The following is a 26590-nucleotide window of genomic DNA, read 5'->3' as shown; positions in this document are numbered from 1 at the left end:
CCCGGGCCGCGCCGATAGCGTCCCCGCCGGAGCGGAGCGATGAAGCACGCCGTGCTGGAGGAGATCGAGGCCTGCGGCGCCGACTTCGCGACTCGTGGCCGTCTCGGTGGTGACCGGCGGCGCGCTGGGCATCGGCGGCGCGGTCAGCCGCAGGCTTCGCGCCGACGGCAAGGGCTGGACCACCATGCCCGATCACCCCTGAGGGGCCTAACCCCACAGGGGTAGCAGGGCCGTGGCGATGGCCACCTGCACGGGGTCCAGCGCCGCCTTGCCGTCCTCGACGTCCCACAGCGCGTTCTGCAACACGCGGCCGAGGGTCCAGCCGGCCGCGCGTTTCCGGTCGAGGCCGACGACCTCGGTCAGCAGGTCGAAGCGGCGGAGCACCGCGCGGGCGACGTCGCCGGTGGCCGCCACCTCGTCCCACCGGTTGTCCAGGGCGGGCAGCAGCTCGAATCCGGGGTCGCCGGCCAGTGGCTCGGGGTCGATGGCGAGCCAGGGCTCCCGCTCCCCGGCGAGGACGTTGTCGTAGTGCAGATCCCAGTGCAGCAGGCGGTCGCCGGGTTCGCCGACCAGCTCGGCCACGGCGGACGCGCAGACGCGCACCAGGCGCCGCTCGCCCGGGTCACGCAGTGCGCGTACGGCCGACGCGACCTGGTCGAGCATGGCGGCGGCGATCCCGGCCAGCCCCCGCACGCCCTCGGGGGCGGCCACCGAGGTCAGGCGGGCCAGCAGTTCGGCCAGGATGCGCAGGGCCGCGACGTCGTCGGCCACCGAGGACAGGAGCCGGGCCGCGTCGAGCCGTTCCAGCAACTGCGTGCCGCTCCGCTCGTCATGGTCGAGCAGGCGCACGACACCGTCGCCGTTCCACGCTCGCAGGCCGGCGGCCGCGCCGGCGGTCTCCTCCCGGAGCCGCTGAAGCTTGAGCACGGCGGGTGTCCCATCGGCCCGGAGCACGGGCACGACCAGCGACGCCATGCCGTGGGCCGCCGGGCCGTCGGGCCGCAGTCCCCAGCGGTCCAGGAACTCGCCGCCCAGGCGGGGCAGCTCGGCGATCCAGGCGCGCTCCTCTGCGCCGTGCGCGCCGTAGGAGGCGACGAAGGTGCCCGGAACGTCGATGCGGGGTGAGGTGGTCATTGATTCTCCTTCGCAGTCGGCCGTGGACGAGAAAAGGAGAACCGAGGAGGGGCCCGAGCATCGGGCAGGCGTCAAAGCATGCCCTCACCCTACCGAGCGACACGGAGTCTCAGCCGGGCTGGAGAACCCCGAAGTCGCCGACCGCCATCGTCATGTCGAACACCCGGGACGCGCGCCGCTCGCGAGCAGGGCGGGGGACTCGGGGCGGCCGTCGAGCACCCGGGCGGTGCGGGTGACGATCCGCCAGCCGGTGTCCGCTCGGCGCAGCGTCCAGTGGTTGGCCGTCGCCCGGCGGAGCACGAAGCCCCCGTCCCCGTGCGTGACCATCAGCGAGTAGGAGACCGCCGTCGCGTCGTCGCCCGTGACGGTCACGTGCGGCGGGCCGCCGAAATGCGCGCAGCCGCCCGCGATCCAGCCCTGGTGGGCGTCGGAGCGCACCATGGCCGCGATCTGGACCCGCCCGCGCATGAGCAGTTCGTCCACGTCGTACACGCCGTCCGCGTCCCACAGCCCGGCGACGGCGTCCGCGTTGCCGCTGTCCACCAGCGGGCCGTACGACAGGATGAGCCGGGTCACCTCCCGCTCGTCCTCCAGCGCGCGGGTGCGCTCCTCCAGGCGGGCCAGCCGCCGTCCGACGTCGGTCCCGGTCGTCGTCGTGTCAGTCATCGGTCCTCCCGAAGTCGGCGCCTGTCGCGGAGGCGAGGGCGTGCAGCGCCTCCAACTGCTCCCGGTAGTGGTCCGCCGAGGTCGCGGCGACGGTGACGCCGGCGACGGTCGCGCCGGCGTCGCGCACCCGTTCCAGCGCGCGCCGCGCGGCGTCCGGGGCTCCCTGGGGATCCACCGGCCGGCCCGCCGCCAGCACGACGTCGAAGGCGTCCGGCAGGTCCGCCTCGCGGACCATCGACGCCAGCGTCTCCAGGGGCAGGCCGAACGGCACCCACCCGTCGCCGTACGTCGCGGCGCGGCGCAGGGAGCGCTGGGTCCGCCCGCCGATCCACAGCGGCACCCGGCGCTGCACGGCGTGCGGCTCCACCACGAACCCGGAGAAGTCGTAGAACTCGCCGTGGAACTCCGGCTCCCGCTGCGACAGCGCGGCGCGCAGCGCGGCGATCGCCTCGTCGGCCCGCGCCCCCCGGCCCTCGAACGGCACACCGAGCAGGTCGAACTCCTCCTTGAGGCTGCCCACGCCCAGGCCCAGCGTGAGCCGCCCGCCGCTGACGCGGTCGAGCGTGCCGTACCGCTTGGCGATCGCGAGGGGGTGGTGGTAGCCGAGCACCAGCACCTGCGTGACCAGCCGGATCCGCCGGGTGCGCGCCGCGAGGTAGCCGAAGGTCGCCAGGGGATCCCAGTAGACCGCGCCGCGCTCGGCGGCGATGCCGGCCGGGACGGCCACGTGCTCGCTGCAGGTGAGGTGGTGGTAGCCCAGCCGGTCGGCGGTCTCCGCGATCCGGGCCAGGTCGTCGACGCCGGCTCCGCGCTCCCACTCGGAGTGGACCCCGGGCAGCCGGACCACGACAGGACTGACGATGCCGAGCCGCACGGCGCACCTCACCTCACATCGGGAACATGCTTCGCAGAAATCTTTCTAGTAGAGGCCGATGACCGTGCCGCCGCTCGTCCCGCTGACCGGAACCGGACACGCGGCGACATACCGGGATGCCTCCTTCCCCCTTCCCAGGGGCGTGATGCGTTGCTACATTCCGAGGCAAGAATTCATTTCAGTTTTGGGAGGTGCGATGACCGCTCTCCGTGCCGAGCACGAGGCGACGGCGCCCGCGCGGCGAGAGCTGCCGCCGTCGATGGTCGAACGGATGACGCTGATCATGGACGCGTTCACCGGTCGCTCCACCCGTCTCACGCTCGAGGACGTGGCCCGCTGCACGCACCTCCCGCGCTCGACGGCTCATCGCATCCTCGACCAGCTCGTACGGCTGAGCTGGCTGGACCACACGTCGTTCGGCTACAGCCTGGGCAAACGGGCACTCGGGCTCGGCGGCCGGGACGGCAGCCACGGCGAGATCCGCGAGGCCGCCGCGCCGCTGCTCCACAATCTGCAGATCAGGACCGGGATGGTCGTCCACCTCGCCGTGCTCGACGGCGCCGAGGTGTTCTACCTCGACAAGGTCGGCGGCCGGTTCGCCCTGTCGGTGCCGTCGCGCGTCGGCGGCCGGGCCCCCGCCCACTGCACCGCGCTCGGCAAGGCGATCCTCGCGTGGCTGGAGCCGGAGCAGGTCGAGGCGCTCATCGACGGCCACATCAGCCGCCTGACCAACCGGACGATCGGCGACATCGGCACGCTGCACCAGGAGCTCAACCGGATCCGGCAGCGCCGCGGGCTCGCCTTCGAGCGGGGGGAGTGCTTCCCCGACATCTCCTGCGTCGCCGCGGCCGTGCGCGGCCACGAAGGGCCGGTGGCCAGCATCTCCCTGGTGGGCGACGCCCGCATGCCGCTGGAGAAGGTGGCCCCGCTCGTGGTCGACGCGGCGCGGCAGGTCTCCCTCGCCCTCTTCCCCGACCTGGGCTCCCAGCGCAGGTCCCGGGCCGTCCACCGCGTGCCGGACCGCACCTGGTCCCCGGAGACCATGAACCGCCTGCTCGCCGTCGGCCAGAACGGCGACTGGCTCTGAAGCCGGTCGCCGCACCGCGATCGCCGTCCGGGACGATCGCGGTGCGGGCCGCCGGACGCGATGGCGCCCGATCCCCTGAGAAGGCCCGCTCACCTCAGCGGGCGATCCTGCAGGTGTCGGGTCCCCAGTCGTCGACGCACACGCGGAAGATCAGGTCCCTGATGGGCAGGTGCCAGTTCTTGATGTATGAGCTCCAGCTCACGTATCCGCCGTGGCAGTCGAGGTGGTTGTAGTGCTTCTTGCTCAGCCAGACGTACCCGCTGGGGTAGGTCCCGTCCACGACCCCGGCCTGGATGTAGACGGGGTGGCTGTCGCACTTGTTGTCCTTGACGGACATGTTGACGGGCCGGTAGGAGTTGCTGCCCGTCCTCTTGTACGTGGCGCTGCCGCAGGCCCCCTTGAAGCACGCGTCCACCCGGCGTGCCTTCGCCGACGCGGAATCGGATGACTGCGCCTGCGCGGTGCCGGTGAGCGTGGTGGCGAGGAGAACGACCGAGGCCGCGACCGTCGTCACCTTTCCCGGGTTGAATTTCATCGGATTTCTCGCTCCTTCCCAACAAATGCTTCATGTTCCGGCCGGTTCTCCTGCCGGCCTGGCCGGCGGGAAACCGGGTGGCGGTCACAACGGCCCCTGTGCGTTGTGACCGATCCGAGCATGCGCGGCGCCGCGTGAGTGTGGCTTTCACAGCGCCTTAGTGGCTGTTCAGAGGTATTGCGCCGATAGTCCCGCGATGCCGCCGACGACCGACGGGCTACCGTAGGTGCGGGGCGGCGGGCGCCCCGGGAGGTGGCGTGGCTGAGGCGTTCGGGACGGTTCGATATTCGTTGCTCGGTCCGCTCAGGGCGTGGCGCGACGGGCAGGAGCTCGACCTGGGGTGGGCCAGGCAGCAGGCGGTTCTGGCGGTCCTGCTGCTGGAGATGAATCGGCCGGTATCCGTTTCGGCGATCGTCGACGCGGTTTGGGGGAACGATCCGCCGCGTAATGCCCGCAGCACCGTGCAGACGTATGTCAGCCGGCTGCGGCGTGTTTTACAACCGGGTCGGACAGCGAATGCGCGAAACGCCGTCCTGCTCTCCACGGACGCCGGCTACCAGGTGCGCGGCGACCCGACGGAGCTGGATGTCGCCATCTTCGAGCGGCGTCTCGCGGCCGCCCAGGACCACCGCGCCAGGGGAGACCACGAGGCGGCGGCCGCGGAGGTGGACGCGGCGCTGGCCCTGTGGCGGGGCGAGCCTTTCGGCGGACTGGAGGGCCCCCGGCTGGAGGCCGAGCGCCGGAGGCTGTCCGAGCGTCATGCCTTCGCCCGGGAGCTGCGGGCGGCGATCAGGCTGGAACTCGGCCAGAACACCGCGGCCATCGCCGAGCTGACCCGGCTGATCGGTGAGTTTCCCCTGCAGGAACGCCTGCGGGGGCTGCTGATGCTCGCGCTGTATCGCGCGGGCCGCCAGGCCGACGCCCTGGCGGCGTACCAGGACGTCCGCCGGCTGCTCGCCGAGGAACTGGGCATCGACCCCGGGCCGGAACTGCGCGACCTGCACGAGCGGATCCTGCGCAACGAGCGGGAGCTGGCGGGGCCCGCGCCCGCGATGTGGCGGCACCCGGCCGGAGGACCGCGTGACGGCGCGGGGCGTGCCCATCCGGAGGGCCATCGCCTCGACCGGGCGGCGCGGGAGCTGGCGCTCGCGGTCGCCCAGCAGTGGAGGGCGGAGGCCGCGGCCCGGTCCCTGTTCCGGCCGAAGCCCGTACGGCTGCGCTGGTCCAGCACGGGCCGGCCGGTCGCCGCGACGGCGTCGGCGGTGCTGGACGACGACGGGGAGCCGGGCCGCGCGGAGCGGGTGGACCTGCACGGCGATCTGGACGGCCTGGTCGAGGCCTTCCGGCTGCTGCCGGCACGTCAGCTGGTGATACTCGGCGAGCCCGGCGCGGGGAAGACGGTGCTGGCGATCCTGCTCACCCTCGGGCTGCTCGACGCGCCCGAGCCGGGCGAGCCGGCGCCCGTGCTGCTGCCGCTGTCGTCCTGGAATCCCCGCCGCGACCACCTGCACACCTGGCTCGTACGCAAGCTGGTCGAGGAATATCCCGGCCTGGCCAACACGGCGGCGTACGGGCCGGACGCGCCGGCCCGCCTGGTGGCCACCGGACGGGTGATGCCCGTGCTCGACGGCCTGGACGAGACCCCGCCCGGCCTGCACGCGGTGGCGATCGACGCGCTCGACGAGGCGATCGCCGGTGGCCGCCCGCTCGTGGTCACCTGCCGCAGCACCGAGTACGAGAAGGCGGTCCAGCACGGCGGCGCCATCCTGGCCAGGGCGGCCGTCGTCGAGATAGAACCGGTCGGGATCGAGGACGCCGTCGCCTATCTCACCGCCCGGCGGCGGCTCGGCGAGGACCGCTGGGACCCCGTCGTCGCGCATCTGCGGGCACATCCGGAGGGCCCGCTGGCATGCGCGCTGTCCACCCCGCTGATGGTGGACCTCACCCGCACCGCCTACGCCGATCCCACAGGCGATCCCGCCGAGCTGCTGGACGCCGCCCGTTTCCCCGGACAGGCCGAGATCGAGGAACACCTGCTCGACGCGTTCGTCCCGGCGGCCTACCGGCACCATCCGCCCGCGCCGGGCACCCGGCCGCCCCCTCCACCGCGATACCGGCCCGCACAGGCCGGGCGGTGGCTGACCTTCCTCGCCCGCCACCTGCGGCACGGGCACACCCACGATCTCGCCTGGTGGCAACTGGCCGACGCCATGCCGCGCCGCACGAGAGGGCTGGTGTTCGGTCTGCCCCCCGCGCTCCTGTGCGGGCTCACCGGCGGCCTCGCGGCCGGGCCCGTGATCGGGCTCGTCTACGGGCTGTCGTTCGCGGTGGCCGGTGTCATCGCCCACGGGCGCGGGAGACGCACGGGACCGGTCCGCGTCGAGGTCCGGTTCCGCGGCACCGCCAAACGCTTCCTCGGCCGGTTCGCGATCGGCCTGACGATCGGGGTCGCGCTCGGGCTCGGCTGGGCGCTGCCTGTGCTCCTGACGCTCATGCTCTGCGTGGTCTTCGGGCTCGCCACGGGATCGCACGTCTGGCTGGACGCCCCCGCCGACGCGACCAGGGCGTCGAGCCCGCCGGCCATGCTGCGGCAGGACCGCGTCGCCACGTTGTCGTTCACGCTGTCCACCGCCCTGGCGCTGGGCCTGTTCTACGCCACGGCCTACACGTTCAGCAGGGACATCCGGGCGATCCCCGTGCTCGGCGGTGTCTTCGACCTCGAACTCGCCGTGCCCGCCGGTCTCGCGGCGGCTCTGCTGGGCCGCTCCCTGTTCGGACGTCTCGGGAGCGTGACCTACGGACTCGCGGGAGCGGTGATCGGCGGCCAGGTGATGACGCCCACGAGCACGTTCGCGTCCGGGCTCGCGGTCGGCGGTGTCTTCGGGCTCGCGGTCGGCCTCACCGTCGCGTCGTCCAGAGCGTGGGGCGCGTTCGCGGTCACGCGCGCCTGGCTCGCCCTGTCGGGACGGGCGCCCCTGCGCCTGATCCGGTTCCTCGACGACGCCCACCGGCGCGGCGTGCTCCGTCAGACCGGGGCGGTGTACCAGTTCCGGCACGCGCGCCTGCGCGACCACCTCGCGAACAGGAACGCCGAATCTCCGGATCCCTCCGGCTGACCCCGCCGGTCGGCGTCAGCCCCAGTGGTCGCCCCAGCCCCACAGGTTGGGACCGAGGGCGGCGGCCTGGTCGTCGTGGTCCACTCCGAACCGGCCGCGGAAGAACAGCATCGGGCGCTGCTCGGCGACGACGGGTTCGAGCTCGCGGACGTGGCCGATGACCACGTCGTGGTCGCCGGCGACGTGCACGTCGCGCACCTCGCCGTGGACACGCAGCAGCACCTGCCGCAGCGCCGGAGTGCCCCATCGCGACAGGTCCCAGTCGAGCCCGGCGAACTTGGCGCCCTTGCTGGAGCCGAACCGGCCGCAGATGTCGACCTGGTCCTCGCCGAGGACGTTCACGCAGAAGCGGCCCGACCTCCTGATCCGCGGCCAGGCGCGGCCCTTGTGGTCGGCGCAGAACAGGATCAGCGGCGGTTCGAGGGACACCGACGCGAACGACTGGCAGGCGAAGCCCACCGGTTCGCCGTCGTCGAGGCCCGTCACCACGGTCACGCCGGTCGCGAACATGCCCAGCGCGCGCCGGAACTCGGCGGGCGTCGGCGGCGCCGCCTCGGTGAACTCGGGGTCGGCGGGTGCAGCGGTCATGGACTCACCTCGCGTGCGTGTCGGTGCCTCAGGTGACGAACTTACAAACCCTCTCGCGGGCGGATCGCACGGGGATCCCGGTCAACGGAAGGCGCGTACGGCCGGGGTCACGGTCCGGGCAGGTCACCGGGCCTGCCCGCCCCGGTCTCGCTCATCGGGATGGTCGCCCTGTTCGCGGCGTCTGTCCAGTTAGCGTCACGGAATCCGACACTCCTGCGATTCGGGATGGACGATGACGGAGCTGACCTACGAGTCGACCCTGCGGGAACTCGCGACCGACCAGGGCGTGCTGCGCTACCACGAGGCCGGACAGGGCCCGCCGCTGCTGCTTCTGCACGGCTCGGGGCCCGGGGTCACCGGCTGGCGCAACTACCGCGGCAACCTGGCGACGTTCGCCGAGCACTTCCGCTGCCTGGTGCTGGAATTCCCCGGGTTCGGGGTCAGCGACCCGACCGACCGGCATCCGATGCTCGCCGCGAACGGCGCGGTGATCCGCTTCCTCGACGGGCTCGGGCTCCGGCAGGTCGACGTGATCGGCAACTCGATGGGCGGGATCGTGGGCACGCAGGTGGCGCTCGCCCACCCCGACCGGATCCGCCGCCTCGTGACCATCGGCGGCATCGGCCGCAACATCTTCAGCCCCTCGCCGGGCGAGGGCATCAAACTCCTGATGGAGTTCACCGAGGAGCCCACCCGCGAGCGGCTCATCCAGTGGCTGCACTCCATGGTGTACGACCCGGCCCTCGTCACCGAGGAGCTGATCGAGGAGCGCTGGGCCCTGGCCACCGAGCCGGAGACGCTGGCCGCCGCGCGGCGCATGTACGGCAAGGCCGCCTTCGCCGCCGGCCAGAAGGCCGCCGCGAAGTCGGACGCCCCGCCCTACTGGGCGATGCTGCACAGGCTGAAGGCCAGGACGCTCATCACGTGGGGCCGCGACGACAGGGTCAGCCCCGTCGACATGGCGCTCCTGCCGATGCGGACGATCCCCGACGTCGAGGTGCACATCTTCCCCGACTGCGGCCACTGGGTGATGATCGAGCGGAAAGCCGCCTGGGAGAGCGTCGTGCTGGCCTTCCTCACCAGGAAGGACGAGCGGTGACCACCTGGGGCCCTGCTGCCTGGGACCACGAGTTCGACCTCGTCATCGTCGGCAGCGGCGGCGGAGGCATGGCCGCCGCGCTGACCGCGCACGACAGCGGGCTGTCGTGCGTCGTCGTGGAGAAGGGCGGCAAGTTCGGCGGCAGCACCGGCATCTCCGGCGGCGGGATCTGGATCCCCAACAACCCGACCCTGCGGGCCAGGGGGCACGACGACAGCCGCGAGTCGATCCGCCGCTACCTCGACCTGCTGACCGAGGGCCGCGTCCCGGACGCCCGCCTCGACGCGTACGTGGACAACGGCCCGGCGGCGATGACGCTGCTGTGCCGCAGCAGGTGGATGCGGTTCTTCTGGACGAAGGGCTACGCCGACTACCACCCCGAGTACGAGGGAGGACGGCCGCTGGGCCGCTCGATCGAGCCGCTGCCGTTCGACACCCGCAAGCTCGGCGAGGACGAGAGGTACCAGCGGCCCAACAGCATGAAGGGCCCGCTGGGCCTGTGGGTCACCGGCAAGGACTACCACGACCTGGCCATGGTCAAGCGCACCTGGCGCGGCCGGTGGGCCTCGGTCGTCGCCGCCTGGCGGGTGTCGTCCAACCTGGTGCGCCGCCGCCACATGGCCACCGGCGGGCGCGCGCTCGTCGCCCGGCTGCGGATGGCGCTCAAGGACGCCGGGATCCCGCTGTGGCTGAAGACGCCCATGACCGACCTGGTCACCGACGAGAGCGGAGCGGTCGCCGGCATCGTGGCCCAGCGCGACGGACGGACGATCCGCGTCCGCGGCCGGTACGGCGTGCTGCTGGCGACGGGCGGCTTCGACCACAACCAGGAGATGCGCGACACGTACCTGCCCGAGGGCGGCCGGACCGACTTCGGCATGGGCGCCAGGGAGAACACCGGTGACGGCATCCTGGCCGGGCAGCGCCTGGGCGCCGCCCTCGACCTGATGGACGACGCCTGGTGGATGCCGGCCGTACGCCACCCGGCGGGCGCGACGATCCCGCTGGTGTCCGAGCGGTGCATCCCGCCGTCGGTCATCGTGTCGCCCGAGGGCAGGCGGTTCACCAACGAGTCCTCGCCGTACGTGAACTTCGTGCACGACCAGCTCGCCGGGGGACACGTGCCGGCGTGGTTCGTGATGGACGCCAAGGCGCGGGCGCGTTACCCGTTCGCCCAGATCCTGCCGGGGATGCCGATCCCGAAGGAGTTCTACGAGCACGGCCTGGCGTTCCGGGCGGACACGCTGGCCGAGCTGGCGCGGAAGATCGCAGTGCCGGAGAAGGCGCTGACCGAGACCGTCGAGCGCTTCAACGGCTTCGCCCGCACGGGCAAGGACCTGGACTTCGGCCGGGGCGACAGCGCCTACGACCGCTACTACGGCGACCCGACGCTGAAGAACCCCAACCTGGACGTCGTCGACAAGCCGCCGTACTACGCCTTCCGGATCGAGGTCGGCGACCTCGGAACCAAGGGCGGGCTGGTGTGCGACGAGCACAGCCGGGTGCTGCGGGCCGACGGCACGGCCATCGAGGGCCTGTACGCGACGGGCAACACCTCGGCGTCGGTGATGGGCAACGAGTACGCCGGCCCGGGGGCCACGATCGGCCCGTCCATCGTCTTCGGCTACGTCGCCGCGCGGCACGCGGCCCTGCGGGCGCGTACGACGAGCGCGCCCGCGACGTGACCGTGGTGGGAGAGACGACTGTGGGAGAGGCGACGCGGCCTGAACCGCTCAGGGTGCGGGTGGTGGAGGTGATCCGCGAGACCGCCGACGCCCACTCGCTCGTGCTGGAGCCGGCCGGGGGAGAGGCGGCCAGGCTCACCTACAAACCCGGCCAGTTCCTGACGATCCGGGTGCCCACCACGCGGCCGGAGGGCGCCGCGCGCTGCTACTCGCTCAGCAGTTCGCCCGTCTGCGACGACAAGCTCAAGGTGACGGTGAAGCGCACCCGGGGCGGCTACGGGTCCAACTGGATCTGCGACAACGTCGCGGAGGGCGACGTGCTGGAGGTGTTGCGGCCCTCGGGGCTGTTCACCCCCGCCTCGCTCGACGAGGACCTGCTGTTGCTCGCCGGCGGCAGCGGCGTCACGCCGGTGATGTCGATACTCAAGTCGTGCCTGCGCGGCGGGACCGGCGCGGTCGTGCTCGTCTACGCCAACCGGGACGAGAGCTCGGTGATCTTCCGGGACGAGCTGGTCGCGCTGGCCGCCGAGCACGGCGACCGGCTGACGGTCGTCCACTGGCTGGAGTCGGTGCAGGGCCTGCCGACCGCGGCGGGCCTGGCCGGCCTGACCCGGCCGTACGCCGGGCGGGAGGCGTTCGTCTGCGGCCCCGGGCCGTTCATGGATCTGGCCGTCGACGTCCTGACCCGGCAGGGGACGCCGCCGGAGCGCGTCCACGTCGAGAAGTTCGAGTCGCTGACCACCGACCCGTTCGCGGAGCCCGAGGTGGTGCTCGACTCGGCGGGTCCTGCCAGCACGGTCGAGGTCGAACTCGACGGCGAGACGCGGACCCTGGCCTGGCCGCGGGGCAACAAGCTGCTCGACGTGCTGCTGCGGGCCGGCCTGGACGCGCCGTACTCCTGTCGCGAGGGCTCGTGCAGCGCGTGCGCCTGCGTGCTGCTGGAGGGCGAGGTCGAGCTGGAGCACAACACGGTGCTCGACCGGCAGGACCTCGCAGACGGCCTGATCCTGGCCTGCCAGGCGATCCCGCTCAGCGACCGGCTCAAGGTCACCTACGACGGCTGACCTCGGCCAGAGCAGCCCGGCTCCCACTCAGCGGGAGACGGGCGGGCGGCGCGGCGGCCGTGACGCGACCCTTTGACCATCAGTAGGACACGAGGGAGGACCCCGATGCTGGACGAGGCGCTGCGGGCGGACGCGGCCGGGCGGCTGCGGGCGGCCGAGCGGGACCGGGCGCCGATCGAGCCGCTGACCGACACCTACCCGGACATCGACGTGGTGGACGCCTACGAGATCCAGCTCGCCAACATCCGCAGGCGCCTGGCGGCCGGAGCCCGCGTGTACGGGCACAAGGTGGGGCTGTCCTCGCCGGTGATGCAGCGGATGATGGGCGTGGACGAGCCCGACTACGGCCATCTGCTCGACGACATGGTGCTGTCGCAGGACGAGCCGATCGAGGCGGGGCGGTACTGCTACCCCCGGATCGAGGTCGAGATCGGATACGTGCTCGGGGCGAGCCTGCCCGGTGAGGGCTGCACCGAGGAGGACGTGCTCGCCGCGACCGAGTACGTCGTGCCGAGCATCGAGCTGATCGACAGCCGCATCAGGGACTGGCGGATCCGCCTGGCCGACACCATCGCCGACAACGCGTCCTCGGCCGGGGTGATCCTCGGCGACGCCCGGGTCAGCCCGAAAGGCCTGGATCTGGCCGACATCGAGGCAGTGCTCTACTCCGGCGACGGCCCCTTCGACGACACCACCGAGATCACCCGGGGCAACACGAGCGCGGTGCTCGGAGACCCCACCACCGCCGTGGCCTGGCTGGCCAGGAAGGTCGCCTCGTTCGGGGTCAAGCTCGAGGCCGGGCACGTCGTCCTCCCCGGGTCGTGCACCAGGGCCGTCGACGTGCGTCCCGGCGACGTCTTCCGCGCCGAGTTCGCCGGGCTCGGCTCCGTGTCCGCTCGCTTCGAATAATCCGGATAAGAGGACTTCCATGGGTAAGGCGACAGCCGCGATCGTCGGCTCGGGCAACATCGGGACCGACCTGATGTACAAGCTGCTGCGCTCCGAGCACATCGAGCCGCGCTGGATGATCGGCGTGGACCCCGACAGCCCGGGCCTCAAGCGGGCCGCCGACCAGGGGCTGACCGCCTCGGCCGAGGGCGTGGACTGGCTCCTGGCGCAGGACGAGCGGCCCGACATCGTCTTCGAGGCGACCTCGGCGTACGTGCACAGGGAGAACGCGCCGAAGTATCGCGAGCTGGGCATCCAGGCGGTCGACCTGACCCCGGCCGCGCTCGGGCCCGCCGTGGTGCCCGCGGTCAACCTCGGCGCCCACCTCGACGCCCCCAACGTCAGCCTGATCACCTGCGGCGGCCAGGCGACGATCCCGATCGTCCACGCCGTGTCCCGGGTCACCGAGGTCGCGTACGCCGAGATCGTGGCCAGCGTGGCCTCGCCGTCGGCCGGTCCCGGCACCCGCGCCAACATCGACGAGTTCACCAAGACAACCGCGCGCGGCATCGAGACGATCGGCGGCGCCCGGCGGGGCAAGGCCATCATCATCCTCAACCCGGCCGAGCCGCCGATGCTCATGCAGGACACGATCTTCTGCTCGATCCCCGTCGACGCCGACCGGGACGCCGTCGCCGCCTCGATCAAGGAGGTCGCCGCCGATGTCGCGTCGTACGTGCCCGGATACCGGCTGCGGGCCGAGCCCCAATTCGACGACCCGACGGCGGTCAGCGGCGGCCTCGCCCGCGTCGCCGTGTTCGTCGAGGTCGAGGGCGCGGGCGACTTCCTGCCGCCCTACTCCGGCAACCTCGACATCATGACGGCCGCCGCCACCAAGGTCGGCGAGGGCTTCGCGCAGCGCATCCACGCATAAGGAGATCGACCATGCCCTACAGCGCCGACCTCGACATCAGGGTCACCGACTCGTGTCTGCGGGACGGCTCGCACGCCAAGCAGCACCAGTTCACCGTCGAGCACGTACGGTCGATCGTGGCCGCGCTGGACGACGCGGGCGTGCCGGTCATCGAGGTGACGCACGGCGACGGCCTCGGCGGCTCGTCGTTCAACTACGGATTCAGCCACACCCCGGAGCAGGAGCTGATCAAGGCGGCGGTGGCCACGGCCAGGCGTGCGAAGATCGCGTTCCTGATGCTGCCCGGCGTCGGCGTCAAGGACGACATCCGCGAGGCCGCCGACAACGGCGCGAGCATCTGCAGGATCGCCACCCACTGCACCGAGGCCGACGTCTCGGTCCAGCACTTCGGCCTGGCCAGGGAGCTCGGCCTGGAGACGGTCGGGTTCCTGATGATGTCGCACAGCCGGCCGCCGGAGGTCCTGGCCAGGCAGGCGCGGATCATGGCCGACGCCGGCTGCCAGTGCGTGTACGTCGTCGACTCGGCCGGGGCGCTGATCATGGAGCAGACGAGCGACCGGATCGCCGCGCTCGTGGCCGAGCTGGGGGACGACGCCCAGGTCGGCTTCCACGGCCACGAGAACCTCGGGCTCGGGGTGGCCAACTCGGTTCTCGCCGTACGGGCTGGGGCGAAGCAGATCGACGGCTCGGTGCGGCGGTTCGGCGCCGGCGCCGGCAACACACCGCTGGAGGCCTTCGCCGCCGTCGCCGACAAGCTCGGCATCCGCACCGGCATCGACACTCTCAAGATCATCGACGCCGCCGAGGACGTGGTCCGCCCGATCATGGACGGCGAGTGCCTGCTCGACCGGCTGACCCTGACCATGGGCTACGCGGGCGTCTACTCCAGCTTCCTCAAGCACGCCGACCGCCAGGCGAGGAAGTACGGCGTGTCCGGCGCCGAGATCCTCATGGAGGCCGGCCGCCGCAAGCTCATCGGCGGACAGGAAGACCAGCTCATCGAAATCGCAGTCGCCCTCGCGGCGAAGAAGTGAGAAAAGCCATGGCCAACCCGGTACTCGAAGCGATCACCCAGCGGGCCGACGAGATCAGCGCCCTCGGCCCCTCCAACGAGGCGCTGTGCCGGCTGGACGACCAGGCGGCCAAGGTGCTGCGGGAGGCGGGCGTCATCCGGATGCTCCAGCCGAAGACCCACGGCGGCTTCGAGTTCCACCCGCGCGACTACGCCGAGACGATCATGAAGCTGGCGAGCCTCGACGGATCGACCGGCTGGGTGGCGGGCGTCGTGGGCGTGCACCCTTGGGAGATGGCGTTCGCCGACCCCCGCGTCCAGCAGGAGATCTGGGGCGAGAACCAGGACACCTGGATCGCCTCGCCGTACGCGCCGATGGGCATCGCCCGGCCGGTCGACGGGGGCTACATCTTCAACGGCCGCTGGCAGTTCTCCTCGGGCACCGACCACTGCGACTGGATCTTCCTCGGCGGCATGCTCGGCGACGCCGAGGGCACGATGGCCCAGCCGCCGACCTCGCTGCACCTCATCCTGCCCCGGTCCGACTACGAGATCGTCGAGGACTCCTGGAACGTCGTCGGCCTGCGCGGCACCGGCAGCAAGGACATCATCGTCAGGGACGCGTTCGTCCCCGACTACCGGGTCATCCCCTACAACAAGGTCGTGGACGGCAGCCAGGCCAGGGAGGCGGGTCTGACCAACCCGCTCTACCACCTGCCGTTCTCCGCGGCGTTCCCGCTCGGCATCACCGCTTCGGTCATCGGGATCGCCGAGGGCGCGCTCGCACACCACATGGCGTACCAGAAGGGCCGCGTTCAGATAACCGGCACCAGGATCAAGGACGACCCGTACGTCCTGTACGCGATCAGCGAGGCGGCGGCGGAGATCGCCGCGGCGCGGGCGGCGCTGCTCGACAACGCCTCGCGGATGTACGACATCGTGGCCTCCGGCCGCGAGGTGACCTTCGACGAGCGGGCCGTGGGCCGCCGCACCCAGGTCCAGGCGGCCTGGCGGGCGGTGCGCGCGATGGACGAGATCGTGGCGCGGTCGGGCGGCAACGCGATGCGGGTGGACAACCCAATCCAGCGCTTCTGGCGGGACGCCCACGTCGGGCTGGCCCACGCGATCCACGTGCCCGGCTCGGTCTTCCACGTCTCCGCGCTGACGCAGCTCGGCATCGAGCCGCCGCACGGGCCGATGCGCTCGATGATCTAGCGCCTGAGCCGGCCTGCGCCGGCGAGCGTGCCGGAGGCGATGCCGTCAGGACTGGGCGAACATCCGGTCGTAGACGCCGGAGTGCCGGCGGCCCGCCATGAAGCCCAGGAACCGGCGGACGAACTCGCCACGGCTCAGCCGCTCGCCGGCGTCGCCCTCGCCCGGGTCGTGGTCGAACGCCGTGCGGAACAGAGCCTGATACTCCCGCGCGTCGATGGTCTGGTCGTCGTCCGTGTCGGTGACGTCGAACAGGACATCGGCGATCCTGACGAGGGCGGAGCCGGCCATGGCGGCGGCCGCCGCGGCGTACTCGTGGCCGGTGATGCGTCCGTCGCCGTCGGTGTCCAGCTCCTTCTGCAGCTCGCGCCACCAGTCGGCGAAGGCGGCGAACAGGCGGTCCTCGTCCTGGGCGTCCAGATCGAGACGGGTGGCGATCTCCCGGGCCATCGCGGCGAGGTCGGGCCAGTCGAGGTGACCGTCGCCGGTCTGGTCCAGGACCTCGGAGAAGAACCGCGAGGCGGAGCGCACCGTCGAGTCGCCGTCGGACGCCGTCTCCGGATCGGGCGTGAGGAGGCGCAGGAGCGCCCCCGCCTTCGCCGCGCCCCGGCGGAGCCCTTCCAGCACAGGCAGCCCGTCCAGCACGGGCGGCCCGGCCGGCGCGCCGCCGTTCCGCTGCGGTGCGTACACCGGGTCGAGCATCGTCATGACCGTGTCGAGCCGCGTCCACGCCTCCGGCAGCACCCGGGTCGCGAGCCGGGTGGACAGGTAGGCGGCGTGCATCAGCGTGCGCGTGCCCGGCAACTCGGCGAGCCCCAGGCGCGCGCGGAGCGACTCGGGCAGCGACGCAACGATGATCGCGGTGGCCGCGGGACCGGCGAGCGCTCTGCCCGCCGCCCACACGGCCGGCTGGTCGCGGAGCAGCGGGGGAGCGGGCACCTGCGCGAACAGGCGGTCGAGGACGACGTGGACCGCTTCGGTGTTCTCCAGCCGCTCCTCGACCACGGACGCGTAGTAGCGCCAGAACTCCCGCACCGTGGGCGGAAGCTTGCCCCCGTAGGGGTCCATCAGGGCGAGGAACGACTGGAACTCGGCGTACAGCCGGTCCAAGGTGGGGCCGTCGAGCGACTCGCCGCTGAGCCGGCACATCGTGACCGCGGACTCGAACAGCGTCGCCACCACCCAGGCGCGCGCCTCGGAATCCGCGGCGTTGAACGGGCGGCCCTCGGCGTCGATGCCGGTGATGCGGGCGTGCAGGCGGTTGAGCCTTGCCGCCTCCCGCTGCCGGACCCGCGCGTCGGGGTCGACCATCCGCTGTGAGCTGAGCACCGTGTTGCGCAGCCGCCGCCACGGGTGCGCGACGAAGGTCGAGTTGGTGATCAGCGCGGCGCCGATCTGCGGGTGCGCGGCCTCCAGGACGATGGCCCGGGTCGCCACCAGCCCCCAGCGCGCCTGGCGGGTCAACCGGTAGAGCATCGATCCCGGCCCGAGCGGATCGGCGTCGGTTCCGGCTGCTGCGGCGTCGTTCATCAGTGTCTCTTTCCTGTCGGGGCCGGTGCCTGTACGCCGCCGAACCGGCGGTCCCGGCGTCGGTAGGCCTCCAGGCATTCCCAGAAGTGCTCGGCGCGGAAGTCCGGCCACAGCACCCGGGGAAAGACCCATTCGGCGTAGGCCACCTGCCAGAGCATGAAGTTGGAGATCCGTTGTTCTCCGGAGGTGCGGATGACCAGGTCCACCTCCGGCATGTCGGGGTGGGGCAGACGGCGGGCGAAGCTCTCCTCGGTGACCTGCTCGGGCGGCACCCCGTCGCGGATCAGCGACCGGGCGGCCTCGACGATGTCGCGGCGACCGCCGTGGTCGAACGCCACCGTCAGCGTCATCCGCCGGTTGTCGCGGGTCAGCGCCATCAGGTCGGCGATGTCCCGGGCCAGCGCGGGCGGGATCCGCGGGTCGGTGACCCCGAGGAACCGGCAGCGGATCCCGCGTGTGTGCAGTGCCAGGGCGTGTTTCCGGATGGCGCGCCGCACCAGCCGCAGCAGGACGTCGACCTCGGCGGCCGGGCGCCGCCAGTTCTCCGTGGAGAACGCGTACAGGCTCAACCACTCGACGCCGGCGGTGTGGGCCGCCTCGATGACGTCGATGACGGCGGCCTCCGCGGCCCGGTGCCCCGCGGTGCGGGGGAGCGACCGCTGCGCGGCCCACCGGCCGTTCCCGTCCATGACGCACGCCACGTGATGAGGGACGCCTCTCACACCGCCCGCCCCGAGGAGGAGGACATCGCCACTCCCGTCGTTCGCCGAATTCGCGGCTGGGGACACGACCTAATTGGGCCGGTATTCGTGCAGTACGAGGACGCGGCGGAAGAATCCCATCCAAACCCTTTCCGAGACCGCTCCGTGGTCTCTTGCCGAGTGGTCACCCGGCGCCGACTCTTTCACAAACAGTGATCGAATGAGTACTTACCGTTGGTGATGACGACCCTTACTTCAGGAACCGGGCATCATGGTTCGCGCAACAGAGCGCTGTGAGCAGGGAGTGGCCGTGAGCAGATACGAGCGGTGGAACACCTTGTTGGAGCTGCTCGCCGAGCACGGACACCTCGACGTGGAGGAGACCGCCGAGCGCCTCGGCGTGTCGCCCGCCACGGTGCGGCGGGACTTCGACGAGCTGGCCTCCCAGCAGCTGCTCACCCGCACGCGTGGCGGGGCGTCGGCGCACAGCGTCACCTATGACCTGCCCCTGCGCTACAAGGTCGCCAGGCACGCCCCGGAGAAGCAGCGGATCGGGGCGGCCGCCGCCGCCATGGTCCCGGCCGGCGCCACCGTCGGCCTGAACGGCGGCACCACGCTGACCGAGGTCGGACGGGCACTCGCGACGCGCCCCGATCTGAACACCGACCAGCGGGGCCCGGTGGTCACCGTGGTGACCAACGCCCTGAACATCGCCAACGAGCTGGTCCTCCGCCCGCAGATCCACGTCGTGACCACGGGCGGCTCGGCCCGGCCCCAGTCGTACGAGCTGATCGGGCCGATCGCCGCCGGGATGCTGGAGCGCGTCGCCCTGGACCTGGCGATCCTGGGCGTCGACGCCCTGGACCTGGAACACGGCGCGAGCGCCCACAACGAGGGCGAGGCGGCGGTCAACCAGATCATGGCCTCCCGCGCGCAGCAGGTCGTCGTCGTCGCGGACAGCTCCAAGCTCGGCAGGCGGGCGTTCGCGCGGATCTGCCCGGTGAGCCGGATCGACATCCTCGTCACCGACACCGCGGCGACCGAGGAGAGGACGGCGCCCTTCGCGGAAGCGGGCGTCAAGGTCGTGCGCGCCTGAGAGGCGAGCCCGCTTGTCACGAGGTCAGGACGCCGAGGAGGTGGGCGACCTCCCGGGTGACGGCGTCGCGGCCCGCCTTGAGATATTTGCGCGAGTCGACCACAGAGGTGTCGGCGGTGAGGCGGTCGCGGACGGCCGCGGTGAACGCCTTGTTGAGATGAGTCGCGATATTGATCTTCTTCATGCCGTGCCGTACGGCCGCGCGGATGGTCTCGTCCGGCACCCCGGAGGAGCCGTGCAGCACCAGCGGAACGGGGACGGCGGCGTGGAGCTCGGCGATCAGGCCGAGGTCGAGGACCGCGTCCTTCGTGGTCATGGCGTGGGAGGTGCCGACCGCGACCGCCAGGGCGTCCACGCCGGTCCTGCCGACGTAGCCGGTGGCCTCGTCCGGCCGGGTCCTGGCGCCGGGGGCGTGCACCCCGTCCTTGCCGCCGATCTCGCCGAGCTCGGCCTCCACCCACACCCCGCGCTCGTGGCACCAGCGCGTCACCTCGGCCGTGGCCGTCGCGTTGGCCTCGTGATCCAGGGCCGACGCGTCGTACATCACCGAGCCGAGGCCCAGGCCGACGGCCTCCTCGACCAGGGACCGGTCGGTGGCGTGGTCGAGATGCACGGCGACCGGCACGGCGGCGGCCCTGGCCAGGGCGAGCGAGGCCAGCGCGACCGGGGCCAGCGCGCCGTGGTAGCGCACGCAGTTCTCGCTGATCTGCAGCACCACCGGGGCGCCGGCGGCCTCGGCGCCCGCGACGATGGCCTCCGCGTGTTCGAGCTGGATCATGTTGAACGCGCCGACGCCCAGGGGCGCGTCGCGGACGATGTCGCCGATGCCGGCGAGGGGCATGGTGGCCTCCGGATAGCGGGGGGATTGCTTCTCAGGGGTCGTGTGGTTCGACCGTGATCTCGGGGTGGACGCGCCGGTAGACATCGGGGTCGAAGTCGCCGGCGACGGGAGTGGCGACGGCCGCGGCGCCGAGGGCGGCCGCCCGGCGGAGCCGCTCGGGCCACGGCGCGCCCTCCACCAGGCCGAGCGCGAGTCCCGCCACGAGCGCGTCCCCGGCGCCGGTCGGGTTGCCCTCCACCCGGTAGGGCATGCGGGCCCGCCAGGTGCCCTCCGGGGTCACGGCGAGCACGCCGTCCGCCCCCAGCGAGACCACGACGGAGCCGGCCCCTTCGTCCCGCAGGAGCCGGGCCCCGGCGGTGATCTCCATCGCCTCCGCGGAGCCCGGACGCAGCGCGCGGGCGAGTTCCTCGGCGTTCGGCTTGAGCACGGCGGGCCGGCCGGCGGGCGCGTGGCGCAGCGGAGCGCCGTCGGCGTCCACGATGGCCGGCACGCCGTGCCGGGAGGCGACGGCCGCCAGCGTGGCGTAGAAGTCGGCGGGCGCCCCGCGCGGGAGGCTGCCGGAGATCACCACGGCGGACGCCCGGCCGAGGACCCGCTCGTACGCGCCGAGGAACCGGGCCAGTTCCTCCGCGGCGACCACCGGCCCGGGCTCGTTGAACAGCGTGGCCCCCCGGGACGTGTGGACCGCCAGGGTGGTGCGGGTGTCCCCCGCGATGGGGGTGAACGCGGCGGGGATGCCGGCCGCCGCCAGATCGGCGAGCACGGCGTCGCCGGTCGGCCCGCCGGCCAGACCGGCGGCGAGGACCTCGTGGCCGAGGGCGGTGAGAACGCGGGCCACGTTGACGCCCTTGCCGCCCGCCCTCCGGTGGACGGCGCGCACCCGGTTGACGCCGTCCCAGTCGACGTCGTCGACGCCGTAGGTGACGTCGAGCGCCGCGTTCACCGTGACGGTCAGGATCACGCCGGTCACGGCGATTCGGTGAGGATGACCGATCGGGTGAGGTGGGCCGGGCGGTCGGGGTCGAGACCGCGGGCGTGCGCCCGGGCGACCGCGAGCCGCTGCACCTTGATCAGCTCGGCCATGGGGTCGAGGTCGCTCTCCACGAACGTGGCGCCGGTCGCCTCGACCTCGCCGCGCAGCCCCCGCGGGGCGGGGCCGAACGTCCAGGTGATCCGTCCGGGCGCGGCGATGCTGATCGGGCCGTGGCGATACTCCATGGCGAGGTACGCCTCGGTCCACGACTGCGACGCCTCCCGCATCTTCAGCGCCGCCTCCCGCGCCAGGCCGTACGTCCAGCCGGTGCCGAGGAAGGTGAACTGCTTCGCGGCGACGAGCTCGGCGGGCAGCGGTTCGGCGAGCGCCCGCTCCGCGTCGGCGACCGCCCGCGTGAGGTCCTCGCCGAGGTGCGCCCGCAGCATGGCGAGCTGTGCGGTGGCGAACCGGGTCTGCACGACCGACCTCTCGTCGGCGAAGCCGAGCACGACGACCTCGTCGGCGAGGGCCGTGACCGGTGTGTCCGGATCCGCGGTGACCGCGGTCGTCCGCGCCCGTTCCCCCGCCCGTTCCCCCGCCAGCTCGCGCGTACGGCGGAGCAGGTCGAGGACCTCGGTCGTGGTGCCCGACCTGGTGAGCGCCAGCACCCGGTCGTAGCGGCGGCCGACCGGGGCCTCTGAGGCGGGGAACGCGTCGGTCTCGCCGTGCCCCGCGCTCTCCCGGAGCGCGGCGTACGCCTGGGCGACGAACCACGAGGTGCCGCAGCCGACGACCGCCACCCGCTCGCCCTTCGCCGGCAGCGCGCCGGAGGAGGACAGGCCGGCGGCCCGGCTCCAGCAGGCGGGCTGGGACGCGATCTCGGTCTCGGTGTGACTCACGAACCCTCCAGTGCTCACTGATGCAAGATTTGTAGCACTATCGAGCAGATTCGAGCAATGGCTCCCGATGTCGGCTGGCCGTACCGGCCGAGATGCAGGTGATCCGATGACGTGGGATGCGCGGATGGCGGGTGAAACGCGCGATATCGCGCAGCGTTCGTTCACGCTGTGCGTGGCACCATGAGGTGAAGTAGTCTTCGCGCACGTACCGGGCGGGAGGTGGGATGGCGCGCATCGTCTTCGTCGGCGTCGGGGACGTGGAGCTGACGCGCAGGGTGGTCTCCGATCTTCTCCTCGCCCCCTCGCTGCGGGGCGAACTGGAGATCGTGCTGCACGACGAGGACCCCGGGCAGCTCGCGACGGCCGAGGCGCTGGTCCGCGCGCTCGACGCGGAAGCCGGGTCGATGGCGGCGATCGCCACCTGCCCGGACCGGCGCAGGGCGCTGGACGGCGCGGACTTCGTGGTCGGCCACATCGACGTCGGCGGGTTCGAGGCGACCCTGCGCGACTTCGAGATCCCGCACAGGTACGGCCTGCGCCAGACGATCGGCGACACCATCGGCATTGGCGGCATCTTCCGCGGGCTGCGGACGATCCCCGTCTTCGTCGAGCTGGGCCGGGAGATGGCCGAAGTGTGCCCGGACGCCTGGCTGCTGAGCTGCAGCGACCCGATGGCGATGACGGGCTGGGCGGTGCGGGAGGCGACCGGCTTCAAGCGGTTCGCCGGGGTGTGCCACGCCGTCTGCGACACGCACGCCTACCTCGCCGACCTGGTCGGCCGGGGGCTGGACGAGGTCGCGTTCCTCAGCGCCGGCCTCAACCACCAGTCGTTCGTGCTGCGGTTCGAGGCCGGCGGCCGCTCGCTGTACCCGGACCTCGATGAGGTGCTGGAGGCCGATCCCGAGCTGCGGCGGCACGTGCGGGTGGAGCTGTACCGCCGGTTCGGATACTTCCCGACGCAGTCGAGCGAGCACGCCGCCGAGTACGTCCCCTGGTTCATGCGGCACGACGAGGAGACCTCCCGCCTCGGCGTACGGCCCGAGGAGTACCTGCGGCGGGTGGGCCGCAGCCTGCACCAGTACGAGGAGACCCGGCGGGCGCTGTCGGCCGGCCGGTCGCTGCTGGTGCGCTGGCAGCACCAGGAGCCGGCGGCGGCCGCGATCCTGGCCATGCTGACCGGCCAGGAGAAGGAGGTCTACGTCAACGTCCCCAACCACGGGCTGATCGACAATCTGCCCGCGGGCTGCTGCGTGGAGGTGCCCGCCCTGGTCGACGGCGCGGGCGTCCACCCCCGGCCGGTGGGGGAGCTGCCCATCCAGCTCGCGGCGCTCAACCGCACGTTCCTCAACGTCGTCGAGCTGACCGTGCGGGCGGTGCTCGACGGCGACCGCCGGCACGTCCACCACGCCGCGATGCTCGACCCGAACACCGCCGCGACGCTGCCCCTGCCCGCGATCGAGGCGCTCTGCGACGAGCTGATCGAGGCGCACGGCGACCTGCTGCCGGAGGGCGTCCGCCCCGCCAGGAGCAGCGCCGGGAGCGGGCCATGACCGACTCCATGCCCACGGAGGTGCGGCGGGAGCGCATGCTCGGCATGCTCATGGAGCAGGAGTTCGCCCGGGTCGCCGAGCTCGCCGAGGCGTTCGGCGTCTCCAGCGTCACCGTGCGCGCCGACCTGGACGCGCTGGAGGAGCAGGGCCGGATCCGCCGGGTGCGCGGCGGAGCCGTCGCCGCCGGGCCGTCGCCGCGCACCGAGCCGTCGTTCGAGCTGTCGCTCGGCACGGCGGCCGTGGAGAAGGCGCTGATCGCCAAGGCGGCGGCGCGCCTGGTCGGCTCGGGGGAGAGCGTGATGATGGGCGCGGGGACCACCACCGCCTACGTGGCCAGGGAGCTCGTCGCCCGGGCCGACCTCACCGAGGTCACGGTGTTCACCAACGGCCTGCGTACGGCACTGGAGCTGGAGCCCGCGCTGCCCCGCTTCGCCGTCGTCGTGACCGGGGGGAGCCTGCGCCGCCAGCAGCACTCCCTGGTGGATCCGCTCGGCGGCAAGGCCGTCGAGGGCATCCGGGTGGACACCGTCTTCATCGGCTGCGGCGGCGTCCACCCCGACGTCGGGATCACCAACGTGAACCTGCCCGACGCCGAGATGAAGCAGCGCATGCTGCGGGCGGCCGGCCGCCGCATCGTGGTCGCCGACTCCTCCAAGCTCGGGGCGGTCATGATGGCGCCGATCTGCCCGCTGTCGGAGATCGACCTGCTCATCACCGGCGAGCGGGCCGACCCGGCGACGGTCGCCGTGCTGCGCGACCGCGGCCTCAAGGTGGAGATCGCCGCCTGATTGATCCTCCCGCCGAAGGGGTCAGGTCGCGAGGGGCACGCGCAGGGCCTCCGGGAGCAGCTCGCCGTGCGCCCGGGTCAGGTCGTCGCAGAGCCGCCAGATCTCGTCCAGCGACAGCGTGGCCGACGCGTTCGGGTCCACCATCACGGCGTGCCGTACGTGCTCGGGCCGCCCTTCCAGCGCGGCGCGCACGGTCAGCTCGTTGACGCTGACGTACGCCCGGTTGAGCGCGGCGCACTGCGGCGGGAGGGCGCCGACCCGGGTGGGCAGCACGCCGGTCGCGTCCACCGCGCAGGGCACCTCCACCACGCAGCCGGGCGGCAGGTTGGCGATCAGCCCGTCGTTGACCACGTTGCCGTAGACCACGCGCGGGGTGCCGGTCACGATGCTGTGGATGATCTGCGGGGCGTACTCGCCGGTGCCCGCCACGGGCAGGTCGCCGCCGTGCCGTACGGCGTCGCGGGTGCGCTTGTACTCCCGCACGTTCTCCTCGCTGATGCGCACGTACTCGCCCACCGGGATGCGCAGCCGGTCGATCTCGTCGTCGTGGCGGAGCAGCCAGGGCAGATACTCGGCCGAGTGCTCGCTGGTCTCGGTCGGATAGTGGCCCAGGCGCCGGTACATCTCGACCCGCACCCGGCGGCGCAGCTCCGGGTCGCGCGCGATGGCGTCGTCCAGCCGGTCGTACAGGTTCTCGCCGTCCCGCTCGAACCGCAGCACCCACGCCTGGTGGTTCACCCCCGCCGCCAGGTACGCGACCTCCTCGTACGGCACGGCCACCAGGTCGGACAGGCCCCGCATGGTCCAGTACACCGAGTGGCACAGGCCGACGACGTTGCGCACCTTGCCGCTGAGATACCAGACGTTCATGGCCATCGGGTTGGTGTAGTTGAGCAGCAGGGCGTCGGGGCAGACGGCGGCCATGTCGGCCGCGAGGGCGTCCAGCACCGGGAAGGTGCGCAGCGCGCGGAAGACCCCGCCGACGCCGATCGTGTCGGCGATCGTCTGCCGCAGGCCGTACCGTGCGGGGATCTCGAAGTCGGTGACCGTGGCGTCGTGCCCGCCCACCTGGATCATGTTGATCACGAAGTCGGCGCCGTCGAGCGCGGCCCGGCGGTCGAGGTCGGCGGTGACCGCCGGTCGCGCGCCGCGGGCGGTGGCGATCCGGTGCGCGACGGTCTCGGCGACCCGCAGCCGCTCGGCGTCGATGTCGTGCAGCGCGATCCGGGCCTCCCGCAGTTCGGGGTAGGCCAGCAGGTCGGCGAGCAGCCCCTGGGTGAAGACGACGCTTCCCGCGCCGATGAAGACGATCTTCGGGTTTCTCATCGGGTGACTTCCTCCCAGGTCGGCTGCGCCGCTGTGCCCCCCGCGGCTCGGGTGGAGAGGGTGCCGCAGGCCACCGCGATCTCCAGGGAGCGGCGGAGCGGGAACCCGCGCAGGCGGGCCGCGAGCAGGCCGGCGTTGAAGCTGTCACCGGCCCCGACCGTGTCGGCCACGGTGGCCGGGACGGCCGGCACACGGAGCGGCTCGCCGTCGTTGATCGTCAGCGCGCCGTCGCCGCCGCACTTGACCACGGGTGTGGTGCCCCGCGCGGCGAGGTCGCGTACGGCGGCGTCGAGGTCGCCGTCGGCGCGCCCGGCGATGGCGAGTGCCTCGCGCTCGTTCGGCAGCAGGACGTCGGTCAGCGCGAGGACCTCGTCGAGCCCCTGCCAGCGGCCCGACGGATCGTCGTTGGTGTCCAGGGACGTGGTGGCCCCCGCGGCCCGTGCCGCGCGGAACAGGCCGGGCAGACCGGCGGCCAGCCGGGGCTGCAGGAAGTAGGACGAGACGTGGACGTGCGCGGCGCGCTCCAGCAGCGCCGCGGGCAGGTCGTCCGCGTCGAGCCGGTCCAGGCAGCCCGGCGCGGTCAGGATCGCCCGGTCGCTCCCGTCGGCCAGCACCACGGTGAGGGCGGTCGGCGCGCCGGTGTCCACCACGCAGGCGGAGACGTCCACCCCGCGGCGGCCGAGCACGTCGAGCACGAACGCGCCCGCGGCGTCGTCGCCCACCCGTCCGGCGAAGGCGGTGCGCAGGCCGAGCCGGGCCGCGCCGCAGGCCGTGATCGCCCCCGATCCGCCCAGCACCAGCGCGCCGCTCTCGACGAGCCGCTCGCGCTGGCCGAACTCCGGAACCCGAGGCGCTCCCGTGACGACCACGTCGGGGTTCGCGTCACCGACGACGAGCAGGTCGAAATCTGGTCTCCCCATGGCCCGGAACGGTCCCAGCACCTTCGTTTGCTTGTCAAGTCTTTCGATTCTTGCCGGATTGGCCGATTGCCG

Annotated in this window: 24 protein-coding genes; 12 read left to right on the top strand and 12 right to left on the bottom strand. The window is 72.5% G+C overall.

From position 1 onward, the window contains the following. Positions 1 to 207: 207 nt before the first annotated feature. The 3 genes from ABZ857_RS08485 to ABZ857_RS08475 all read right to left on the bottom strand — a co-directional run bounded on the left by ABZ857_RS08485 (position 208) and on the right by ABZ857_RS08475 (position 2674). A complete protein-coding gene (locus tag ABZ857_RS08485) occupies positions 208 to 1134 on the bottom strand; it encodes an aminoglycoside phosphotransferase family protein (protein WP_357039624.1) in 927 nt (308 codons plus the stop codon). Positions 1135 to 1284: 150 nt separating this feature from the next. Continuing rightward, complete coding sequence (locus tag ABZ857_RS08480) at positions 1285 to 1800, bottom strand: nuclear transport factor 2 family protein (RefSeq protein WP_357039621.1); 516 nt, start codon at positions 1798 to 1800, stop codon at positions 1285 to 1287. Next, positions 1793 to 2674, bottom strand: a complete 882-nt coding sequence (locus ABZ857_RS08475) for an LLM class F420-dependent oxidoreductase (RefSeq protein ID WP_357039618.1) — start codon at positions 2672 to 2674, stop codon at positions 1793 to 1795. Before ABZ857_RS08475 ends, ABZ857_RS08480 begins: the two co-directional genes overlap by 8 nt. Before the next feature lie 196 nt (positions 2675 to 2870). On the opposite strand from ABZ857_RS08475, the gene ABZ857_RS08470 reads away from it, so the two are divergent. Further along, positions 2871 to 3761 carry an IclR family transcriptional regulator gene (locus ABZ857_RS08470; RefSeq protein ID WP_357039616.1) on the top strand — a complete coding sequence of 297 codons (891 nt, stop codon included), beginning with the start codon at positions 2871 to 2873 and terminating at the stop codon, positions 3759 to 3761. A 94-nt stretch (positions 3762 to 3855) separates the two neighbouring features. On the opposite strand, the gene ABZ857_RS08465 is transcribed toward ABZ857_RS08470, so the two are convergent. Continuing rightward, complete coding sequence (locus ABZ857_RS08465) at positions 3856 to 4296, bottom strand: hypothetical protein (protein WP_357039613.1); 441 nt, start codon at positions 4294 to 4296, stop codon at positions 3856 to 3858. 257 nt (positions 4297 to 4553) lie between these two features. On the opposite strand from ABZ857_RS08465, the gene ABZ857_RS08460 reads away from it, so the two are divergent. Further along, positions 4554 to 7412 (top strand): BTAD domain-containing putative transcriptional regulator, encoded by a 2859-nt coding sequence (locus ABZ857_RS08460; protein WP_357039611.1) that lies wholly within the window; start codon positions 4554 to 4556, stop codon positions 7410 to 7412. Positions 7413 to 7427: 15 nt separating this feature from the next. On the opposite strand, the gene ABZ857_RS08455 is transcribed toward ABZ857_RS08460, so the two are convergent. Next, on the bottom strand, positions 7428 to 8000 hold the full coding sequence (locus ABZ857_RS08455) for a flavin reductase family protein (protein WP_357039608.1): 573 nt from the start codon (positions 7998 to 8000) through the stop codon (positions 7428 to 7430). Positions 8001 to 8232: 232 nt separating this feature from the next. Here ABZ857_RS08455 and ABZ857_RS08450 point away from each other — a divergent pair, with 232 nt between their 5' ends. The 7 genes from ABZ857_RS08450 to ABZ857_RS08420 all read left to right on the top strand — a co-directional run bounded on the left by ABZ857_RS08450 (position 8233) and on the right by ABZ857_RS08420 (position 15897). Next, on the top strand, positions 8233 to 9099 hold the full coding sequence (locus ABZ857_RS08450) for an alpha/beta fold hydrolase (protein ID WP_357039605.1): 867 nt from the start codon (positions 8233 to 8235) through the stop codon (positions 9097 to 9099). Further along, on the top strand, positions 9096 to 10784 hold the full coding sequence (locus tag ABZ857_RS08445; protein ID WP_357039602.1) for an FAD-binding protein: 1689 nt from the start codon (positions 9096 to 9098) through the stop codon (positions 10782 to 10784). The genes ABZ857_RS08450 and ABZ857_RS08445 overlap by 4 nt, the downstream gene beginning before the upstream one ends. 20 nt (positions 10785 to 10804) lie before the next feature. Then, on the top strand, positions 10805 to 11848 hold the full coding sequence (locus tag ABZ857_RS08440; protein ID WP_357039599.1) for a ferredoxin--NADP reductase: 1044 nt from the start codon (positions 10805 to 10807) through the stop codon (positions 11846 to 11848). Between the two features lie 105 nt (positions 11849 to 11953). Further along, complete coding sequence (locus ABZ857_RS08435; protein ID WP_357039596.1) at positions 11954 to 12757, top strand: 2-keto-4-pentenoate hydratase; 804 nt, start codon at positions 11954 to 11956, stop codon at positions 12755 to 12757. A 19-nt stretch (positions 12758 to 12776) separates the two neighbouring features. After that, positions 12777 to 13670 carry an acetaldehyde dehydrogenase (acetylating) gene (locus ABZ857_RS08430; protein WP_357039593.1) on the top strand — a complete coding sequence of 298 codons (894 nt, stop codon included), beginning with the start codon at positions 12777 to 12779 and terminating at the stop codon, positions 13668 to 13670. A gap of 11 nt (positions 13671 to 13681) precedes the next feature. Next, the gene (gene dmpG, locus ABZ857_RS08425; RefSeq protein ID WP_357039590.1) at positions 13682 to 14704 is read left to right on the top strand and encodes a 4-hydroxy-2-oxovalerate aldolase; all 1023 of its coding nucleotides are present in this window, start codon (positions 13682 to 13684) and stop codon (positions 14702 to 14704) included. Positions 14705 to 14712: 8 nt separating this feature from the next. Continuing rightward, the gene (locus ABZ857_RS08420) at positions 14713 to 15897 is read left to right on the top strand and encodes an acyl-CoA dehydrogenase family protein (RefSeq protein ID WP_357039587.1); all 1185 of its coding nucleotides are present in this window, start codon (positions 14713 to 14715) and stop codon (positions 15895 to 15897) included. Between the two features lie 45 nt (positions 15898 to 15942). Here ABZ857_RS08420 and ABZ857_RS08415 read toward each other — a convergent pair whose 3' ends face one another. Beyond that, a complete protein-coding gene (locus tag ABZ857_RS08415) occupies positions 15943 to 17424 on the bottom strand; it encodes an oxygenase MpaB family protein (protein WP_357039584.1) in 1482 nt (493 codons plus the stop codon). Beyond that, complete coding sequence (gene uppS / locus ABZ857_RS08410; RefSeq protein WP_357040203.1) at positions 17424 to 18125, bottom strand: polyprenyl diphosphate synthase; 702 nt, start codon at positions 18123 to 18125, stop codon at positions 17424 to 17426. Before uppS ends, ABZ857_RS08415 begins: the two co-directional genes overlap by 1 nt. Positions 18126 to 18435: 310 nt before the next feature. Between uppS and ABZ857_RS08405 the strand changes: the two genes are divergently transcribed. After that, positions 18436 to 19221 carry a DeoR/GlpR family DNA-binding transcription regulator gene (locus ABZ857_RS08405; RefSeq protein WP_357039581.1) on the top strand — a complete coding sequence of 262 codons (786 nt, stop codon included), beginning with the start codon at positions 18436 to 18438 and terminating at the stop codon, positions 19219 to 19221. A gap of 16 nt (positions 19222 to 19237) precedes the next feature. On the opposite strand, the gene ABZ857_RS08400 is transcribed toward ABZ857_RS08405, so the two are convergent. The 3 genes from ABZ857_RS08400 to ABZ857_RS08390 are packed head-to-tail and all read right to left on the bottom strand — an operon-like array spanning position 19238 to position 21934. Continuing rightward, the gene (locus tag ABZ857_RS08400) at positions 19238 to 20062 is read right to left on the bottom strand and encodes a class II fructose-bisphosphate aldolase (protein WP_357039578.1); all 825 of its coding nucleotides are present in this window, start codon (positions 20060 to 20062) and stop codon (positions 19238 to 19240) included. A 31-nt stretch (positions 20063 to 20093) separates the two neighbouring features. Further along, positions 20094 to 21032: a 1-phosphofructokinase family hexose kinase gene (locus ABZ857_RS08395; RefSeq protein ID WP_357039575.1), complete on the bottom strand. Its 939-nt coding sequence runs from the start codon at positions 21030 to 21032 to the stop codon at positions 20094 to 20096. Then, complete coding sequence (locus tag ABZ857_RS08390) at positions 21029 to 21934, bottom strand: sugar isomerase (RefSeq protein ID WP_357039572.1); 906 nt, start codon at positions 21932 to 21934, stop codon at positions 21029 to 21031. Before ABZ857_RS08390 ends, ABZ857_RS08395 begins: the two co-directional genes overlap by 4 nt. A 224-nt stretch (positions 21935 to 22158) precedes the next feature. Here ABZ857_RS08390 and ABZ857_RS08385 point away from each other — a divergent pair, with 224 nt between their 5' ends. Then, positions 22159 to 23484, top strand: a complete 1326-nt coding sequence (locus tag ABZ857_RS08385) for an alpha-glucosidase/alpha-galactosidase (protein WP_357039569.1) — start codon at positions 22159 to 22161, stop codon at positions 23482 to 23484. Beyond that, complete coding sequence (locus ABZ857_RS08380) at positions 23481 to 24272, top strand: DeoR/GlpR family DNA-binding transcription regulator (RefSeq protein ID WP_357039566.1); 792 nt, start codon at positions 23481 to 23483, stop codon at positions 24270 to 24272. The genes ABZ857_RS08385 and ABZ857_RS08380 overlap by 4 nt, the downstream gene beginning before the upstream one ends. Positions 24273 to 24293: 21 nt before the next feature. Here the strand turns inward: ABZ857_RS08380 and ABZ857_RS08375 are convergent, their stop codons facing one another. Both ABZ857_RS08375 and ABZ857_RS08370 read right to left on the bottom strand, forming a co-directional pair. Continuing rightward, the gene (locus ABZ857_RS08375) at positions 24294 to 25598 is read right to left on the bottom strand and encodes an alpha-glucosidase/alpha-galactosidase (RefSeq protein WP_357039563.1); all 1305 of its coding nucleotides are present in this window, start codon (positions 25596 to 25598) and stop codon (positions 24294 to 24296) included. Beyond that, on the bottom strand, positions 25595 to 26518 hold the full coding sequence (locus ABZ857_RS08370) for a carbohydrate kinase family protein (protein WP_357039560.1): 924 nt from the start codon (positions 26516 to 26518) through the stop codon (positions 25595 to 25597). Before ABZ857_RS08370 ends, ABZ857_RS08375 begins: the two co-directional genes overlap by 4 nt. Positions 26519 to 26590 lie beyond the last annotated feature (72 nt).

Source organism: Microbispora sp. NPDC046933, from assembly GCF_040644635.1.
Lineage (GTDB): Bacteria > Actinomycetota > Actinomycetes > Streptosporangiales > Streptosporangiaceae > Microbispora.
This window is presented reverse-complemented; position numbering and strand designations above follow the sequence as displayed.